The following is a 16,976-nucleotide window of genomic DNA, read 5'->3' on the forward strand; positions in this document are numbered from 1 at the left end:
CCTAGACGGAGGCTGCGGCCGCGGTGGTCTCCACCTGCACCGCCAGGTCCTCCAGGGGCGGCATCCAGGTCTCAGGGGCCGCCAGCACCTGCTCGCCGGTGCGGATGTCCTTCACCTGGTGGGTGCCGTCCTCATCCGTGAACCACACAAATGGGATTCCCCTGCGGTCTGCGAACTTGATCTGCTTGCCGAACTTCTCCGCCTTGGCCGCAACTTCCGTGGGGATGCCCCGGCTGCGCAGCAGTGCGGCAACGTCCTGGGCTGTACCCCAGCTGTTGTCATGGTTCAGGGCCACCAGCACTGCGGTGGGAACGGAGCGGGAAGCTCTGGCGAGGTCCTGGCTCAGGATCCGGGACACCAGGCGGGTGACGCCGATGGAAAGCCCAACCCCCGGAAACTTCCGGTTGCCCTTCGACGCCAGGGCGTCGTACCGGCCGCCGGAACAAATGGATCCCAGCTGTTCGTGGCCCACCAATACGGTTTCCACCACTGTGCCGGTGTAGTAGTCCAGGCCGCGGGCGATGCTGAGGTCAGCCAGCACTTTTCCCGGAGCGCGCTGCACGGCCGCGTCGATGACCTGCTCCAGCTCGTCCAGGCCTTCATCAAGGAGTTCGTTGGTGACGCCCAGGGCGCGGACCTGGGCCACAAACGACGTGTCTTCGGTGCGGATGGCAGCCAGCTGCAGGGCTTTCTGCGCCTGTTCGTCGGTGGCGCCGAGTTCCGCCTTCAGCAGCTCGGCCACCTTTGCGGGACCGATTTTTTCGAGCTTGTCGATACTGCGCAGCACGCCAGCGGTGTCATCGAGGCCGATGCCCCGGTAGAAACCTTCAGCGAGCTTGCGGTTGTTGATCCTGAGGCGGAAATCAGGGATGGGCAGGGCACTGAGTGCCTCGGCGATGACCAACGCGATCTCGACGTCGTAACGGAACGGAAGCTCGCCGTCGCCCACCACGTCGATGTCCGCCTGGGTGAACTCGCGCGCCCGGCCTTCCTGGGGCCGTTCGCCGCGCCACACCTTTTGGATCTGGTAGCGGCGGAAGGGAAAGGCCAGGTAGCCGGCGTTCTCCACCACGTAGCGGGCGAAGGGCACCGTCAGGTCGAAATGCAGCGCAAGCGCGTGGGGGTCGGCTTTGCCGCCCTTGACGGGGTTATCGCTCTCGTCCTCCTGGAGCCGGCTCAGTCCGTACACTTCCTTGTCGATCTCGCCTTTGCGCAGCAGCTGCCCCACCGTTTCCACGGCGCGGGTTTCGATCGACGAGAACCCGTGCAGTTCAAAGACCCGGCGCAGGGTATCGAGCACATGCAGCTCCACCAGCCGCTCCTCGGGAAGCCACTCGGGGAATCCGGACAGGGAGGCGGTGCGTGCCATGGGGAAGGTTCTCCTTAGGAATGGAAGGTGCGCCGGAGCTGCCGGCCCCGCCCGCGCAACGGCGGGCATACGGCGGCAGAACAGCCAGCCATGCATAAACTATGTGCGGCAGCCAGTTTATGCGTCATCCGTGTGCATCTCTAATGCGGCGGACCCGCAAAGCCTGGCCCTAATCCCTGCGCCCAGCGGCCACCCGCCGGGCACCAGCAGCCCGACGACGAGGAGGACCCTTGGCGGCCAGTTCACGCAGTGCACGCGAAACAAAGCGGCGCATCCAGCAGATGGAGGCCAAGCGTGAGCTCCGGCGCACGCAGGAGAAGCGCCGGAAGCGCGACAACCTCGTGGCCGCCGGCGCCGGAACCGCCGTCGTGCTGCTCGCCGTCGTCCTCCAACTCACGGCGTTCGCCGGAAATCCCACCGAGGACGAATATGCCGCCGCGCAGGCAGGGCTGACGGATCCGTCCGCCTCTGCAAGCGCACCGGCCACACCCTCGGCACCGCCAACCAACGCACCCAACATTCCGGCAGCGGACACCGCAGCGGGAAAGACGTTCACGGGCGAGCTGCTGCTGAACGGCAGCCCGCTGGGCGTGGAAGTGGACGGGACCAAGGCTCCGCAGGCGGCGGCAGTGTTCAAGTCGCTCAGCGACGAAGGCTACTTCAACGGCAAGTCATGCCACCGACTCACCACGGCGGACCAGTTCGGCGTGCTGCAGTGCGGCTCCCCCAACGGCGACGGGCAGGGGGACCCGAACTACACGTGGGGTCCGCTGGAGAACACCCCCGCCGACAACACCTATCCTGCAGGCACCATCGCCGTGGCCCGCACGGGAAACAATGCCTACGGCAATGGAACACAGTTCTTCATTGTGTACAAGGACACCGTCATTCCTGCGGACACGGCAGGCGGCTATACCGTGGTGGGAAAGGTGACGTCCGGGCTTGATGTCGTGTCCAATATCGCCGCCGCAGGCATCACCCCCGCCGCCGGCGACACGGACGGCGCGCCAAAACAACCAGTCACGATAGACTCGTTCTCTCTGAAGTAGGAAGCCGGGCCGGACAGGCCGCGGTGCAGCACGTGAGTATTTCCCTCCAAGCGAAAGACTTTTAGCGGTGACAGACAGTCAGAAATCCGACGAAACAGCAACAGACGTGACCGAAACAGCGGCTCCGGCCGAGGTCGGCGGTACTGATGCCGATGCCGATGCCGGGCAGTCCCCCGTAACCCCTGAAGCCGCGGCTTCTAACGAGGGTGCAGGGCAGGCCGCCGAAAACCAAAGCGCTGAGAACCAGGGCGCGGACCAGAGCGCTGGGGACCAGGACAGCGGGACCGCCGCTGAAGAGTCCGCGCCTGCCGCGGCGGCTTCCAACGCCCCGGCTCCCGGACCGCGGCCCTCCGCTCCGTCTCCCGCAGCTTTCGCATCGCGTCCCAAGCCTGCTGCCGCCGCTCCCGCCGCAGCCGCGGCTCCTGCTGCGCCCGGCACATCTGTTGCCGAGGCTTCCAAATGGGGCAGGGTGGAGGGGGACGGCCACGTCTACCTGACCATCGATGGCGAGGAACACCCCGTGGGCCAGTACCCGGGCGTCAGCGACGACGAAGCGCTGCTGTACTTCGCGCGGAAATACGACGACGTTGTGGCCCAGATCGTGCTCCTGGAGCAGCGGGTCAGCTCCAAGGCCCCCAGCACCGACATGCAGAAGACCGTAACGCACCTGCGTGAACAGCTTGCCGAACGGAACATGGTGGGTGACCTCCGCTCAGCCGAGGCGCGCCTGGACAAGCTGGCAGGCCAGATCACCGAACTGGAAAAGGCCGAAAAGGCCGAGCACGACGCCGTGCGCGCTTCCGAGCTCGCAGCCCGCGAAGCCATCGTGGCGGAAGCAGAGGAAATCTCCGGCCAGGATCCCGCGCAGACGCAATGGAAGACCTCCAGTGCGCGGATGAACGAGCTCTTCGAGAACTGGAAGGCAGCCCAGAAGAGCGGTGTCCGCCTGGGCCGCAGCAACGAAGACGCCCTGTGGAAGCGCTTCCGTGCCGCCCGCACCGTCTTCGACCGGCACCGTCGGGCCTACTTCTCGCAGTTGGACAGCAACAACTCCGCCGCAAAGGCCGCCAAGGAGAAATTGATTGCCGAGGCCGAGGCGCTCTCCACGTCCACCGATTGGGGCTATGCTGCCGGTGAATACCGCCGGTTGATGGACCAGTGGAAGGCCTCTCCTCGGGCAAGCCGCAAGGACGACGACGCCCTCTGGGCGAGGTTCCGCGCCGCCCAGGACGTCTTCTTCACCTCCCGCCAGGCCGCCAACGAGGAGATCGACCAGGAGTATGCCGCCAACCTGACCGTGAAGGAGGCGCTGCTGGACGAGGCCAACGCCATCCTGCCCGTGAAGGACCTGGCAGCAGCCAAGAAGGCACTCCAGTCCGTCCGTGACCGGTGGGAGGAAGCCGGCAAGGTTCCCCGCGCAGACATGGGCCGGATCGAGGCCGGGCTGCGGAAGGTCGAAGACGCCGTGCGCTATGCGGAGGAAGAGCAGTGGCAGCGGTCCAACCCCGAGCGCAAGGCACGCACCAACAGCGCGCTCTCGCAGCTGGAATCCGCTATCGCCGGGCTCCAGGACGACCTTGCCAAGGCTGAGAAGAGCGGCGACCAGCGCAAGATCAAGGCTGCCCAGGAAGCACTCGAGGCACGCCAGGCCTGGCTGGACCAGATCCAACGTTCTGCCAGCGAGCTTGCCTGACGTTCCAGTCCTGAACTGATGGGCACAGGCCCGGTCCCGGTTATCCACATAACCCGGACCGGGCCTGTGCCTGTTAATGGTGTCCGGGCAGGATGGGGGTATGGCCACACCTCCAGCTTCCCCAGCCGCCCGATCGGGCAGGGAAGCGTCCACTGCCGCTTTCCGGGCGGGCTGCCAGGCGAACGGCGCGGAGCCCCCGGCACCGCCGCGCTTTCCCGACCTGTACGCACCCGGCGTGCCGTTCGCCGGCCCTGAATTGCAGTCCCTGGCCGCCGACGGGCTGCTGGCCCGCTTCCACCAGCACGGCTACACCCTCCCCGGAATTCCGGCATCGCCGCAAATGCGGGCCAGGGCTGCGGCTGGAGCAGTCCCACCAGCCATCCGGCAGCGTGTCGTGGCCGGAAGGCTGACTGCCGCCTGGATCTACGGCTGCGCCGGGGAACCGGACAGGCTGGCGCTGCTGGTTGATGCCAAGCGGAGGGTGTCCAGCCTCCGGAATACGCGCGGCTGCACGCTGCACGAGGTGAAGCTCGGACCGTTCGATGTGGTCAGCCTGGGCGGACTGATGGTCTCCAGCCCGCTGCGCACCGCCCTCGATATCGCCCTGCACGTGGAGGCCGAACGCGCCGTCCCGGCACTGGCCGGGTTGCTCGCCCGGCCGCAGCACGACGTCAGGCTCCGCCTCCTGGTGCGCGCCATCGAGGCTACCCCGCGGGTCCCGCACAAACGGGCTGCTTTGGAAAAGCTCGCGCTGCTAGCTCCGGCGCTTGTTCCCGGTGGTGCGGTAGACGTCGAACACGCCGTCGATCCGCCGGACGGCACTGAGCACGTGGCTGAGGTACTTGGGGTCCCCCATCTCGAAAGCGAACTTTGAGATGGCCACCCGGTCCGTGGACGTGTGGACGCTGGCGGCGAGGATGTTGACGTGGTTGTCCGACAGGACCCGGGTCACGTCGGAGAGCAGGGATTTCCGGTCTAGGGCCTCAACCTGGATTTCCACCAGGAACACACTGGATTGCGTGGGCGCCCAGTCAACGTCCACGATCCGGTCCGGCTGGTCCTTCAGGTCCGAGATGTTGGTGCAGTCCGTCCGGTGCACGGACACGCCGGATCCACGGGTCACGAAGCCGAGGATCGGGTCCGGTGGTACGGGCGTGCAGCAGCGCGCCAGCTTCACCCAGACATCACCAACGCCGCGGACCACAACGCCGGAGTCGGAGAAGCGGGCCTTGCTGACCTGCGTGGGGATGCTGACTTCTTCGACGTCGTCATCGGCGCTCTCGTTGCCGCCAAGGCTCTCAATGAGCTTCTCCATGACCGACTGGGCGGAAGTGTGCCCGTCGCCCACGCCGGCATAGAGGCCTGAGATGTCCGCGTACTTGAATTCCTCGGCCACGGCGGCCAGCGCCTCGTGCGTCATCAGCCGCTGCAGCGGAAGGTTCTGTTTCCGCATGGCGCGGGTCAGCAGCTCCTTGCCGCGGTCAATCGCCTCTTCGCGCCGTTCCTTGCTGAACCACTGGCGGATCTTGTTGCGCGCCCTGGCGCTCTTGACGAAATGCTGCCAGTCCTGGCTGGGCCCCGCCCCCTCGGCTTTGGAGGTAAAGATCTCCACCCAGTCACCGTGGTTCAGCTCGCTGTTGAGCGGGACCAGTTTGCCGTTGACCCTGGCACCGATGGTGCGGTGGCCCACCTCGGTGTGCACGGCGTAGGCAAAGTCCACCGGCGTGGATCCCGCGGGAAGCGCCATGACTTCGCCCTTGGGCGTAAACACAAACACTTCACGGGCATTGATTTCAAAGCGCAGCGAATCCAGGAACTCACCGGGATCAGAGGTTTCCTGCTGCCAGTCCACCAGGGAACGCAGCCACCCCATGTCGCCATCGCGCGGGCTTCCGGGACCGACGGCGGTGCGGTTGGGCTGGTCCTTGTACTTCCAGTGCGCCGCAACGCCATATTCGGCGCGCCGGTGCATTTCGTGGGTCCGGATCTGGATTTCCACGGGCTTTCCACCGGGGCCGATCACCGTGGTGTGCAGGGACTGGTACATGTTGAACTTGGGCATCGCGATGTAGTCCTTGAACCTGCCGGGCAGCGGGTTCCAGCGCGAGTGCATGGTGCCCAGGGCAGCGTAGCAGTCCCGGACGGAGTCCACCAGGACGCGGACGCCCATGAGGTCGTTGATGTCGTCGAAGTCCTTGTCGCGGACGATCATCTTCTGGTAGATGGAGTAGTAATGCTTGGGCCGGCCTGTGATGGTGGCCTTAATCCGGGCGGCACGCAGGTCCTCGGTGATCTGGTCACGGATGACGCCCAGGCTCTTTTCCCGCTCAGGTGTCCTGTCCCCCACCATCCGGACGATCTCTTCGTACACCTTGGGGTACAGCGCAGCGAAGGACAGGTCCTCAAGTTCCCACTTGATGGTGTTCATGCCCAGGCGGTGGGCCAGCGGTGCGAAGATCTCCAGGGTTTCCCGGGCTTTGCGGGCGGAGGACTCAGCCGATACGAAGCGCCAGGTGCGGGCGTTGTGCAGACGGTCCGCCAGCTTGATCATCAGGACGCGGATGTCCTTGGCCATGGCAACGACCATTTTGCGGACCGTCTCGGACTGCGCGGCCTCACCAAAGCTGACCTTGTCCAGTTTGGTGACGCCGTCCACCAGCATGGCCACTTCAGGGCCGAAATCCCGCTTCAAGTCAGCGAGGGTGTAGGAGGTGTCCTCGACCGTGTCATGCAGCAGGGCGGCAGCCAGGGTAGTGCCGCTGAGTCCCAGTTCCGCGAGGATGGTGGCCACTGCCACCGGGTGGGTGATGTACGGATCCCCGCTCTTGCGCTTTTGCCCGCGGTGGCAGCGCTCGGCGACATCGAACGCACGCTGGATAAGGTCGAAATCCTCTTTTGGATTGTTGGCGCGTACGGTCCGCAGCAGCGGCTCGAGGATGGGCGAGTAGGTGGCAGGTCCCCGCCCGGTCAGGCGGGCAAGCCGGGAGCGGGTGCGCTCCCTGCGGCCGGGAAACGTGGGGCGTGATCCTGAGTTATCGACAGGAACCAACGAGCCCGGGCGCGCGGAAGGTGCCGCACCGGTTTGCAAACCGGCAGGATTTTTTTCCTCCTGCGCCGTTGGCGCTGACGCCGAACGTTCTTCCAATGAAGTACCCCTCACCACCGACTTAATTACCCCAGTCTATTCCTCCGGGCAGCGACTTTTATAACCGGGCCTGCACAGGCAAAAGGCCGGGCGGCGCACAGTGTGCGCCGCCCGGCCTTTGGCTGTATCAGGACTGGTGGTGGTTGCCGGTCAGGCCTTGGCCGGCGATGCCGGAACTGCCCGTTCCGCTGCTCCTGCGCGGCGCTGCTCAACCCGCCTTGCCTGCTTCACGAGGTCCGGTTCGCCCTGGCGGAGCCAGGCGTACATGGGCGCAGCCACGAAGATGGTGGCTGCCGTACCGATGAGGATTCCAACGAACAGGGCCAGGGACAGGTCACGGAGGGTGCCCGCGCCCAGGAGGCCGGCGCCGATGAACAGGATGGCACCCACGGGGAGGATGGCCACCATCATGGTATTGATGGACCGCACCAGGGTCTGGTTGACGGCGAGGTTGACCTCCTCGCCGAAGGTCCGGCGGGTGGAGGCGTCGATTCCACTCGTGTTTTCCCGGATCTTGTCGAAGACCACCACCGTGTCATACAGCGAGTAGCTGAGTACGGTGAGGAACCCGATGATGGCCGAAGGGGTGACTTCGAAATCGCTGAGGGCGTACACCCCGGCCGTGATGAACATGGTCACGGCCATGCCGGCAAGCGCCGAGAGGGACATCTTCCAAGTGCGGAAGTACAAGGCCATCAGCAGGGCCGCGAGCAGCACGAACACCACCAGGCCGATCAGCGCCTGCTTGGTCACGTCTGCGCCCCAGGTGGGTCCAACGAACGTGGAGGTCACCTCATTGTCGGTAACGCCGTAGGCGCTGGTGAGGCCCTGTTTGATCCGGAGGGTCTCGTCATCGGTCAACTTGTCGGTCTGGATCCGCATGGTGTTGCCGGCTACGTTGGCCACGCGCGGCACACTGCCGGACACAACGTCCGTGACTGCCTTCTCACCGATGGCGGCATCAGTGGTCTTGACGTTGGACACCGTAAATTCGGAGCCGCCGCGGAACTCGATGCCGAGGTTGAAGCCCCCCTTGGCCGCCGGGATGATGATGGACAGGGCCACGCCCACCGCTGCGATGATGAACCAGATTTTCTTGGCGCCCACGAAGTCGTAGGAGCGCTTTCCAGTGTAGAGCTCGTTGCCGAAAGTGGCGAAGCCTGACATTACTTGTTCTCCTTCGCGGAGGTCTTGGACGAGCCGGCCAACTGTTCCTGCTTCTCTGCCAGGCGCCGTTCAGCGATGGTCATGCGGCGTTCGGCTTCGGCTGCAGCACCGGCGTTCTTGCTGCGGACGGCCACGGGCCGGTCCTCCGGGGTGCGGATGCGGCCGGCACCGCGGTACAGCGGCACGGCGCCAAGCCGCTCGGGGTCAAGTCCGGAGAACTTGTGGCCTTCACCGAAGAACCGGGTGCGTGCCAGGAGCTGGAGCGTGGGGTGGGTGAACATGAACACCACGATCAAGTCGGCGACGGCGGTCAGGCCCAGGGTGAAGGCGAACCCGCGGACGTTGCCCACTGCCACGAAGTACAGGACCAGTGCGGCCAGGAGGTTGACTGCCTTGGAGGCCAGGACGGTGCGCTTGGCCCGTTTCCAGCCGTTTTCGACGGCGGATACCAGGCCGCGTCCTTCGCGCAGTTCGTCCCTGATGCGCTCGAAGTAGACAATGAAGGAGTCGGCAGTCTGGCCGATGGCCACGATGATGCCGGCGACACCTGCCAGGGACAGCCGGTAGTTCTCCGTCCAGCCGAGGATTGCGATGGCCAGGTACGTCAGGGCACCGGCCACCACCAGCGATGCGATGGTAACGAAGCCCAGGGCCCGGTACTGGAACAGCGAGTAGACCACCACGAGCAGCAGCCCGATCAGGCCGGCCAGCAGGCCCATGCGCAGCTGTTCGCCACCGAGCGTGGCGGAAATCTGCTGTTCGCTCTGGATATCGAAGCTGATGGGAAGGGCGCCGAACTTCAACTGGTCCGACAACGCCTTGGCGGTCTGTTCGGTGAAACCACCTGTGATCTGCGGACGGCCGTCGGTGATGACGGCCAGCGAACGAGGCGCGGAGATGACCTGGTCGTCCAGCACGATGGCGAACTGGGACTTGGGGTCGGTGCCCGACTCGCCGCCGGCAGCCACGTAGAACTGGTTCAGCCGTTCGGTGACCTCTTTGAACTTTGCCGTGCCTTCGCCGTCGAACTGGATGTTGACCGCCCAGTCATTGGTGACCGCGCCCTGGGCGCCCTGCTGCAGCTGGAAGGACGAGGTGACGATGTTGCTGCCCTTCACCTCCACGGGACCCAGGATGTACTTGATGGCAGGCGACTTGTCCGTGGCCGGTTCGCAGGTCACCAGCGGCTTGGTGGGGTCCGACCGCTCGGATTTCTCGGCAGCAGGACTGTTGCAGTCCAGCGCCTCGAACTGCTTGTAGATTTCCGGGGTGATCCAGTTGGTGTCACTGCTGTTGGCCGGCTCGGCGGTCGGCTTGGGCAGCTGGTCCTCGGGGGTCTGCGACTCGGGAGGAACTGCTGCGCCGTCGCCATTGAGGAGGACGGGGCGGAAATTCATGTCCGCTGAGGCCTGGATCAGGTTGCGGGTTTCGGCAGAGGGTGTGCCGGGAAGGCTGACCACCACGTTGCGCCCTGACTGGGTGCTGATTTCCGCTTCGGAGACGCCGGAGCCGTCAACGCGCTGGCGGATGATCGCCACGGCCTGGTTGAGCTGCTGTTCGTTGATGTCCGAACCGCCCTCCACCTTCGGCGCCAGGATCATCTGGGTGCCGCCCTCAAGGTCAAGCGCCAGTTTGGGTGCCCAGCTGGCCTGTCCGGCGATGGTGCCGCCAGCCAGGACGGCGGTCAGCGCTGCCAGGATTACACCGAGCCAGACCAGGACGCGGAGCCCTGGTGTCTTGCGGCCAGTTCGTGCCATTGTCGATCTTTCTCTTATTCGCGGAGAAACCGCCGGAGCAGGCTGTTGCCTGCGCCGGCGGCGATCCGCAGCGGTAGAGGGAGGAAGGGGCCAGCGGGCCTAGCTGTCCTTTTTGCCCTCATCGTTGAGTCGCTTCAGGGTTTCCTCGGGAGTCTCGGAGCCAACTGCGGTGCTGCCGGTCTCCGTGGTGGTGAGGGATGACGCATCGTCCGGAACCACGGGGGATGCCTCGGCCGGCTCCGCGACGGTTTCCGCGGCAGGCTCGACGACCTTGGTGACGGCCTGGCGGTGTACCGTGGCCAGGTTGCCGGGGGAAAGTTCAAGGGTGACCTTGTTCTCGGCCTCGTCGATGTCCACGATCCGGCCGAAAAGGCCAAAGCTGGTCATGACCTCCACGCCCGGGGCAAACTTCGACTGGAGCTCTGCCTGCTGCTGCTGCGTCTTCTTGTTGCGGCGGAACATCATGAAGATGAAGACGCCGAGCATGACGAACAGGAGAATTGACATTGGATCCAAGGGGAATTCCGTTCTTTAGCGTGGTGTAGCTGGGTTCTCCAGCGACGTCGGCTTCGCTTCGGCCGGGGTGGACGTGCGGTGCAGGCAGAACGCCTGACATTTTTCTTCCCCAAGCGACGGGGGCGTCAGGGCCACCCGCGAAACAAAGACCCGAACGTGCCGGGCGTCATACCAGTCTAAAGGGAAAAGCTGGAGGGAGCCTGCTATTGGCTCTCCGGGGCCCAGTCCCCCGCGGTCGAAGCGGCGTCTTCGGGCTCGAAAAGGTCAAGCTGCTCCTGTGCGAAGACACCGGACGGGATGGCGTAGCCCAGGTGCGTCCAGGCGGGTGCCATGGCGATCCTGCCGCGGGGCGTTCGGCCCAGCAGGCCCTCCCGGACCAGGAAGGGCTCGGCAACAGTCTCAACCGTTTCGGTTTCTTCCCCGACGGCGATGGCGAGGGTGGACAGACCGACGGGCCCGCCGCCGAACTTGGTGATCAGCGCATCGAGGACTGCGCGGTCCAGCCGGTCCAGGCCCTTTTTGTCCACTTCATACATGTCCAGGGCAGCGGACGCGGTCCTGGCGTCGATTTGGTCGACGCCGTGCACCAGGGCCCAGTCCCGGACGCGCCGCAGCAGCCGGTTGGCGATTCGGGGCGTGCCGCGGGAACGGCCGGCGATTTCAGCGAATCCGGCCGAGTTGACTTTCAGGTCCAGCAGGCCCGCAGAACGGCGCAGCACGAGTTCCAACTCCGGGACGGAGTAGAACTCCAGGTGCCCGGTGAAGCCGAAACGGTCGCGCAGGGGTCCCGGGAGCAGCCCGGCGCGGGTGGTGGCGCCCACCAGCGTGAACGGCGGCAGCTCCAGAGGAATGGCTGTGGCACCTGCGCCTTTGCCCACCACGATGTCAACGCGGAAGTCTTCCATGGCCATGTACAGCATTTCCTCGGCCGGGCGGGACATGCGGTGGATCTCGTCGAGGAAAAGGACCTCGCCTTCAGAGAGCGAGGACAGGATTGCTGCGAGGTCGCCGGCGTGCTGGATGGCGGGTCCGCTGCTGAGCCGCAGCGGCGCATTCATCTCCGCGGCCACGATCATCGCCAGGGTGGTTTTGCCCAGGCCGGGCGGGCCGGAGAACAGCACGTGGTCAGCGGTCCGTCCGCGCATCCGGGAGGCCTGGAGCACCAGTGACAGCTGCTTGCGCACCCGGTGCTGGCCAACGAAGTCGTCCAGGTTCTTCGGCCTAAGGGCTGCCTCAATGGCCCGCTCCTCGGGCTCCTCCCCCGCTGCGACCAGGGACGGTTCAGCCACGGCTGCCTACGCGGTTGCCTGCCCGTGCGCCGTCCTGGCCCAGCCAGCGGAGCGTGGTCCGCAGGATTTCAGGCACGTTGCCGCGGAAGGATACTTCGGGATCCTCCGCCAGGGCTTTATCGATGCTGGTGGAGGCGTCCTTCTCGGACCAGCCCAGGCTGGTCATGGCGGCCACCACTTGGGGCTTCCAGGCGGCTTCTGCAGGGGTAGCGGCCCCAGGGGCCGCAGCGGTTCCCTGCGGGACGAGCTTTCCGGCCAGCTCCAGCACGATCCGGCCGGCCACCTTGGGACCGATCCCCGGCACCTTCGTGAAGGTCTTGCTGTCCCCCGTGTGCGCTGCCACCCTGATGGCTTCGGGATCGTGGACGGCCAGGACTGCAAGGGCAAGCCTGGGGCCAACCCCGCTGACACTGAGCAGGACGTCAAAAACCTCCCGTTCGTCGTCGGAGGCGAAGCCAAAGAGCGTCAGCGAATCTTCCCGGACAATAAGGGACGTGAACAGCTGGCCCTGTTCGCCCACGTGCAGCCGGCTGAGCGTCTGGGGTGTGGCATTGACGCTCATCCCGGCACCATTGAGGTCTATCACGGCCGTGGACAGGCCAACATGCGCTACGGTTCCGCGGAGGAAACTGATCAAAGCCGGGCTCCCGTTGTACCGCCGGCCTCACAGCGAGGACCCGGCTATCCGAACATATCTACGAATACCCTAGCAAGCGGCAGGGACAATCACCGTGCGCGGCGCGCCTTGGCCTCCGCATCGGCCCATGCCCGCTGGGCAGCCGTCAGCGATGAACTGCCGGGACCCGTGGTTGCCACGGCCGCGCCGCTTCCCGCGCGCCAGGCATGCGTAATGGCAAGTGCCAGCGCGTCCGCTGCATCGGCCGGGCGCGGCGGCGCATCAAGACGCAGGATCTTGGTGACGAGCTTGGTCACGGCGTCCTTGTTGGAGGATCCGCTGCCGGTCACCGCGGCTTTGACTTCCGACGGCGTATGCAGCGCTACGGGGATCCCGCGGCGCGCGGCGGCGGCAATCACCACGCCGGACGCTTGGGCCACACCCATGACCGTGCTGACGTTGAGCTGGGAAAAGACGCGTTCGACGGCGAGCACCTGGGGTTCGTAGCGGTCCAGCCACTCGTCGATGGCCAGGGCGATCACCAGGAGCCGCTGGTCCAGCGTCTCCTCGGGTGAGGTGCCCACCACGCCAACAGCCACCATGGTGGCCCGCCTGTTCCGCTCGACGTCCACCACGCCAATGCCGCAACGGGTCAGTCCCGGGTCAACCCCGAGTACGCGCAGCGTCACGGGCGTGCAGTTTCAGCCGGCACTGCCGGGCGTCACTCGGATTCCAGGGCAGCCTGGACTTCATCACTGAGGTCGGCGTTGCTGTACACGTTCTGGACGTCGTCGAGGTCTTCGAGGGCATCGGCAAGCTTCATGAACTTGCGGGCGCCGTCCACATCCAGTTCAACCTGCATGGAAGGCACGAATTCAACTTCGTCGGTGTCGTACTCGATGCCGGCTTCCTTGAGGGCCTCGCGGATGGCGGGAAGATCGGCCGGTTCCGAGTGGATCTCGAACGTCTCGCCGTTGTCCTTGACTTCCTCCGCGCCTGCGTCGAGGACGGCCATCAGGACATCGTCCTCGCTCAGGCCGTTCTTGGGCAGGTTTACAACGCCCTTGCGGGTAAAGAGGTAGCTGACGGAGCCGGGGTCGGCGATGGTGCCGCCGTTGCGGGAAATGGCCAGGCGCACCTCGGAGGCTGCCCGGTTCTTGTTGTCGGTAAGGCACTCGATCAGCAGCGCGGAGCCCTGGGGGCCGCGGGCTTCGTACATGATCTCGGTGTAGTCCACCACTTCACCGGTGAGGCCGGCGCCGCGCTTGATGGCACGGTCGATGTTGTCGTTGGGGACCGAGGTCTTCTTCGCCTTGGTTACGGCCAGTTCCAGGCCAGGGTTGCCGGCGAGGTCGGGGCCGCCCATCCTGGCGGCAACTTCGATGTTCTTGATCAGCTTGGCGAACGACTTTGCGCGGCGGCTGTCAATGATCGCCTTTTTGTGCTTGGTCGTTGCCCATTTGGAGTGGCCTGACATGCTTTACGCTTCTCCTCTGATCATGCGGATAAAAAGTTCGTGTACGCGTTTCTCGCCGGTCACTTCCGGATGGAAGGAGGTGGCCAGCAGCTGGCCGGAACGCACTGCGACAATTCTAGCCGTCCCCGGGAGCGATGCCGCGTGGGACGCCTGGCCGGGGTCCGCCGGTTCCACCTGGGCCAGGACCTCCACGTCCGCACCCACCCGCTCCACCCAGGGGCCGCGGATGAATACGGCGTGCACCGGTTCAACGCCGGATTCGGTGGCGCTGAAGTCCAACCCCTTGAAGTCCAGGTCGGTTTCAAAGGACTCGCGCTGCCGGCCGAAGGCATTGCGGCGGACAGTGATGTCCAGGCCGCCGAACGTCTGCTGGGGAGCGCCTGAAAGATCGGTGGCGGGATCGGCGATATCAGAGGCCAGCAGGATCATCCCTGCGCAGGAGCCATAGACGGGCAGGCCTTCGGCGATGTACTTCCGCAACGGGTCGGCAAGGTCAAAGGCCCGGGCCAGTTTGTCGATGGTGGTGGACTCGCCACCGGGGATGACGAGGCCGTCCAGGCCGTCCAGCTCCCCGGGGCGGCGGACAGCCACGCCCTGGGCACCGGTGGCTTCGGCGGCGCGCAGGTGCTCGCGGAAGTCTCCCTGGAGGGCCAGGACACCAATCCGCAGGCCCGAGCCCACGCGCGCAGGATCAGCAGAAGGGGGGTTTGTCATCCCTCCAGCATACGGGGCACAACCCCTTCGCTGCTGCCGTGCGGACGCGGCTGGCAAAGGTTGCATGCCGCTGCTGGGATATATTCAAAACATGGTCTTCTTCAGTGTTCCGCTCGGCAAGCTGGTCCGCAGGGTATCCCGGCTGCGCGGCGGCGGGTCCGCCCTTCCAGGACTGGTGGTTGAGAAAATCGACCCCGGCTTTATGCGGCGGACACTCACCACACTGCCCCACGGTGTGGCGGTGGTCAGCGGCACCAACGGCAAGACCACCACCACCAAAATGGTGGTTGAACTGCTGGAAAGCCAGGGCCTTAAAGTCTTCACCAACCGCACCGGCAGCAACTTCACCCGCGGTGTGGCCGCGGCGCTCCTGGGCGAGGTGGACTGGCGCGGCCGGCTGGACGCGGACATCGCCGTGCTGGAACTGGACGAAGCCCATGCTGTCCATTTCGTGAACAGCGTCCCGCCGCGCTACTGCCTGCTGCTCAACGTGCTGCGCGACCAGCTGGACCGCTTTGGCGAGATCGACAAGACAGCGCAGCTCCTGCAGCACATCGCTGCCAAAACCACAGGAACGGTTGTCCTGAACCGCGAGGACCCACGTGTTGCCAGGATCGCGGATACGCTCACGGGACAGGAGGTCAAGTACTTCGGCCTTGACGACTCCCTGCTCGGCACCTTTCCCAACGACGATGACATGCGCGCCGCCCCAGGCTCCCCCGCCCCGGCGGGCCTGCCGGAAAAGCCCGCGGCCGACGTCGTACTCCGCAAAGTGGGCGCGGACAGCGCCGAGTTTGAGTACGACGGCGGTACGGTCACCACGGCGATGAAGCTGCGCGGTGTGTACAACATCTTCAACGCCGCCGCGGCGATGACGCTGGCCCGCAGCATCTGCGGCGGAGGCGCCGCAGCCGCAGACCATGCCACCTTGCTCGAAGCCCTGTCCAGGGTGGCGCCGGCCTTTGGCCGCGGTGAAAGCCTTACCGTCGACGGCCAGCCGCTGGACCTGGTGCTGGTGAAGAACCCCAGCGGTTTCCGGCTGGGACTCAAATCCTTCCCCGCCGAGGGCTACGCCACCATGATCGCCATCAACGACAATTACGCGGACGGACGGGACATGTCCTGGCTCTGGGACGTGGAATTCGATTCCCTCCGCGGCGGTGGCGTGGATGTGCTCACCGGATCACGCGCCTACGACATGGCGCTGCGGCTCCAATACGACGACGTCCGCGTCGGAGCGGTGCAGACCGACATTTCCGCCGCCCTGGCAGCCTTCATTCGCGAAGGCCGGGACAGGCCCAAACGGATCTTCTGCACCTACACCGCCATGCTGGCCATTCGCCGCGAGCTGGCCAAAATTACCACCGTGGAGGTTGTCTCGTGAATCCGGCAGAAGCAACGGCGGCCGATGGCCCGTCCAAGGGAACCATCCGCGTGGTCCAGCTGTACCCGCGCGACATGAACATTTACGGCGACTGGGGCAACGCCCTGGTCCTGAAGCGCCGGATCGACTGGCACGGGTACACGCCTGAACTACTGGAATACAACGTGGGCGATCCCTTCCCCGAGGACGTGGACATCATTGTCGGCGGCGGGGGCCAGGACAGCGGGCAACTGGTGATCCAGGACGACCTGCAGGCCAGGGCCGGCCAGCTCAAGGAATTGGCCGAGGATGGTGCACCGATGCTGGTCATTTGCGGCCTCTACCAGCTGTTTGGCCGGTACTTCAAAACCCGCACCGGCGCCGTCATTCCGGGCATCGGCATCCTGGACGTGGAAACCCACGGCACGGATGAGCGCCTGATCGGCAACGTCAAGGTCTCAACCACGGAGTTCGGCGAAGTCCTGGGCTACGAAAACCACAGCGGCCAGACCACGCTCGGCAGCGGTGTGCAGCCACTGGGCACCGTAGCGAAGGGAACTGGAAACAACAGCAATGACGGCCATGAAGGGGCCCGGTACCGCAACATCGTTGCCAGCTACCTGCACGGATCGCTGCTGCCCAAGAACCCTGCCATTGCCGACTTCCTGATCCGTACCGCGGCGGAGCGGAAGTTCGGCAGCTTCTCCCCTGGCAACCCGGACGACACCTACGCCGTCCTGGCCCGGGAGCACGCTGCCCGCCGGCCCCGCTGACCCGGGACCTTCCTTGCCTTAGCCACCGCTGAAGGGCAACCCTGCTGT

General features: G+C 65.5%; 15 protein-coding genes. 5 read left to right on the plus strand and 10 right to left on the minus strand.

Going from position 1 to position 16,976, the window contains the following annotated elements; genetic code table 11:
- Position 1: 1 nt before the first annotated feature.
- Positions 2-1,369 (minus strand): histidine--tRNA ligase, encoded by a 1,368-nt coding sequence (gene hisS, locus FBY36_RS19265; RefSeq protein ID WP_142122016.1) that lies wholly within the window; start codon positions 1,367-1,369, stop codon positions 2-4.
- Between the two features lie 230 nt (positions 1,370-1,599).
- Between hisS and FBY36_RS19270 the strand changes: the two genes are divergently transcribed.
- The 3 genes from FBY36_RS19270 (at position 1,600) to FBY36_RS19280 (ending at position 4,985) form a co-directional block, all read left to right on the plus strand.
- Complete coding sequence (locus tag FBY36_RS19270) at positions 1,600-2,418, plus strand: peptidylprolyl isomerase (protein WP_142122018.1); 819 nt, start codon at positions 1,600-1,602, stop codon at positions 2,416-2,418.
- 67 nt (positions 2,419-2,485) lie between these two features.
- The gene (locus FBY36_RS19275) at positions 2,486-4,111 is read left to right on the plus strand and encodes a DUF349 domain-containing protein (RefSeq protein ID WP_142122020.1); all 1,626 of its coding nucleotides are present in this window, start codon (positions 2,486-2,488) and stop codon (positions 4,109-4,111) included.
- A 100-nt stretch (positions 4,112-4,211) separates the two neighbouring features.
- On the plus strand, positions 4,212-4,985 hold the full coding sequence (locus tag FBY36_RS19280) for a type IV toxin-antitoxin system AbiEi family antitoxin (RefSeq protein ID WP_142122022.1): 774 nt from the start codon (positions 4,212-4,214) through the stop codon (positions 4,983-4,985).
- Here the strand turns inward: FBY36_RS19280 and FBY36_RS19285 are convergent.
- The 9 genes from FBY36_RS19285 to pdxT form a co-directional block, all read right to left on the minus strand.
- Positions 4,866-7,256 carry a RelA/SpoT family protein gene (locus FBY36_RS19285; RefSeq protein ID WP_142122024.1) on the minus strand — a complete coding sequence of 797 codons (2,391 nt, stop codon included), beginning with the start codon at positions 7,254-7,256 and terminating at the stop codon, positions 4,866-4,868. The genes FBY36_RS19280 and FBY36_RS19285 overlap by 120 nt on opposite strands.
- Before the next feature lie 150 nt (positions 7,257-7,406).
- The gene (gene secF, locus FBY36_RS19290; protein ID WP_142122026.1) at positions 7,407-8,423 is read right to left on the minus strand and encodes a protein translocase subunit SecF; all 1,017 of its coding nucleotides are present in this window, start codon (positions 8,421-8,423) and stop codon (positions 7,407-7,409) included.
- Positions 8,423-10,180, minus strand: coding sequence for a protein translocase subunit SecD (gene secD / locus FBY36_RS19295; RefSeq protein ID WP_142122028.1), 1,758 nt, complete (start codon positions 10,178-10,180; stop codon positions 8,423-8,425). The genes secF and secD overlap by 1 nt, the downstream gene beginning before the upstream one ends.
- 99 nt (positions 10,181-10,279) lie before the next feature.
- Complete coding sequence (yajC, locus tag FBY36_RS19300; protein ID WP_142122030.1) at positions 10,280-10,687, minus strand: preprotein translocase subunit YajC; 408 nt, start codon at positions 10,685-10,687, stop codon at positions 10,280-10,282.
- 212 nt (positions 10,688-10,899) lie between these two features.
- Positions 10,900-11,985 (minus strand): Holliday junction branch migration DNA helicase RuvB, encoded by a 1,086-nt coding sequence (gene ruvB, locus FBY36_RS19305; protein ID WP_142122032.1) that lies wholly within the window; start codon positions 11,983-11,985, stop codon positions 10,900-10,902.
- Entirely contained in the window at positions 11,978-12,622 is a 645-nt protein-coding gene (ruvA, locus tag FBY36_RS19310; protein WP_142122034.1) for a Holliday junction branch migration protein RuvA, read from the minus strand. The genes ruvB and ruvA overlap by 8 nt, the downstream gene beginning before the upstream one ends.
- An 89-nt stretch (positions 12,623-12,711) precedes the next feature.
- On the minus strand, positions 12,712-13,290 hold the full coding sequence (gene ruvC / locus FBY36_RS19315) for a crossover junction endodeoxyribonuclease RuvC (protein ID WP_142122036.1): 579 nt from the start codon (positions 13,288-13,290) through the stop codon (positions 12,712-12,714).
- A 32-nt stretch (positions 13,291-13,322) separates the two neighbouring features.
- A complete protein-coding gene (locus tag FBY36_RS19320) occupies positions 13,323-14,078 on the minus strand; it encodes a YebC/PmpR family DNA-binding transcriptional regulator (RefSeq protein WP_142122038.1) in 756 nt (251 codons plus the stop codon).
- A 3-nt stretch (positions 14,079-14,081) separates the two neighbouring features.
- A complete protein-coding gene (pdxT, locus tag FBY36_RS19325; protein ID WP_142122040.1) occupies positions 14,082-14,792 on the minus strand; it encodes a pyridoxal 5'-phosphate synthase glutaminase subunit PdxT in 711 nt (236 codons plus the stop codon).
- A gap of 91 nt (positions 14,793-14,883) precedes the next feature.
- Between pdxT and FBY36_RS19330 the strand changes: the two genes are divergently transcribed.
- Positions 14,884-16,176: a Mur ligase family protein gene (locus FBY36_RS19330; protein WP_200830536.1), complete on the plus strand. Its 1,293-nt coding sequence runs from the start codon at positions 14,884-14,886 to the stop codon at positions 16,174-16,176.
- On the plus strand, positions 16,173-16,928 hold the full coding sequence (locus FBY36_RS19335) for a type 1 glutamine amidotransferase (protein ID WP_142122045.1): 756 nt from the start codon (positions 16,173-16,175) through the stop codon (positions 16,926-16,928). The genes FBY36_RS19330 and FBY36_RS19335 overlap by 4 nt, the downstream gene beginning before the upstream one ends.
- Positions 16,929-16,976: the final 48 nt, after the last annotated feature.

This window comes from Arthrobacter sp. SLBN-122, assembly GCF_006715165.1.
In the GTDB taxonomy this organism is placed as follows: domain Bacteria; phylum Actinomycetota; class Actinomycetes; order Actinomycetales; family Micrococcaceae; genus Arthrobacter.

Excerpts from the sequence above, each read along its gene's own strand:
- hisS (WP_142122016.1), bottom strand. The coding sequence starts at position 1,369 with ATGGCACGCACCGCCTCCCTGTCCGGATTCCCCGAGTGGCTTCCCGAG.
- FBY36_RS19280 (WP_142122022.1), top strand. The coding sequence starts at position 4,212 with ATGGCCACACCTCCAGCTTCCCCAGCCGCCCGATCGGGCAGGGAAGCG.
- secF (WP_142122026.1), bottom strand. The coding sequence starts at position 8,423 with ATGTCAGGCTTCGCCACTTTCGGCAACGAGCTCTACACTGGAAAGCGC.
- secD (WP_142122028.1), bottom strand. The coding sequence starts at position 10,180 with ATGGCACGAACTGGCCGCAAGACACCAGGGCTCCGCGTCCTGGTCTGG.
- yajC (WP_142122030.1), bottom strand. The coding sequence starts at position 10,687 with ATGTCAATTCTCCTGTTCGTCATGCTCGGCGTCTTCATCTTCATGATG.
- FBY36_RS19320 (WP_142122038.1), bottom strand. The coding sequence starts at position 14,078 with ATGTCAGGCCACTCCAAATGGGCAACGACCAAGCACAAAAAGGCGATC.
- pdxT (WP_142122040.1), bottom strand. The coding sequence starts at position 14,792 with ATGACAAACCCCCCTTCTGCTGATCCTGCGCGCGTGGGCTCGGGCCTG.
- FBY36_RS19330 (WP_200830536.1), top strand. The coding sequence starts at position 14,884 with ATGGTCTTCTTCAGTGTTCCGCTCGGCAAGCTGGTCCGCAGGGTATCC.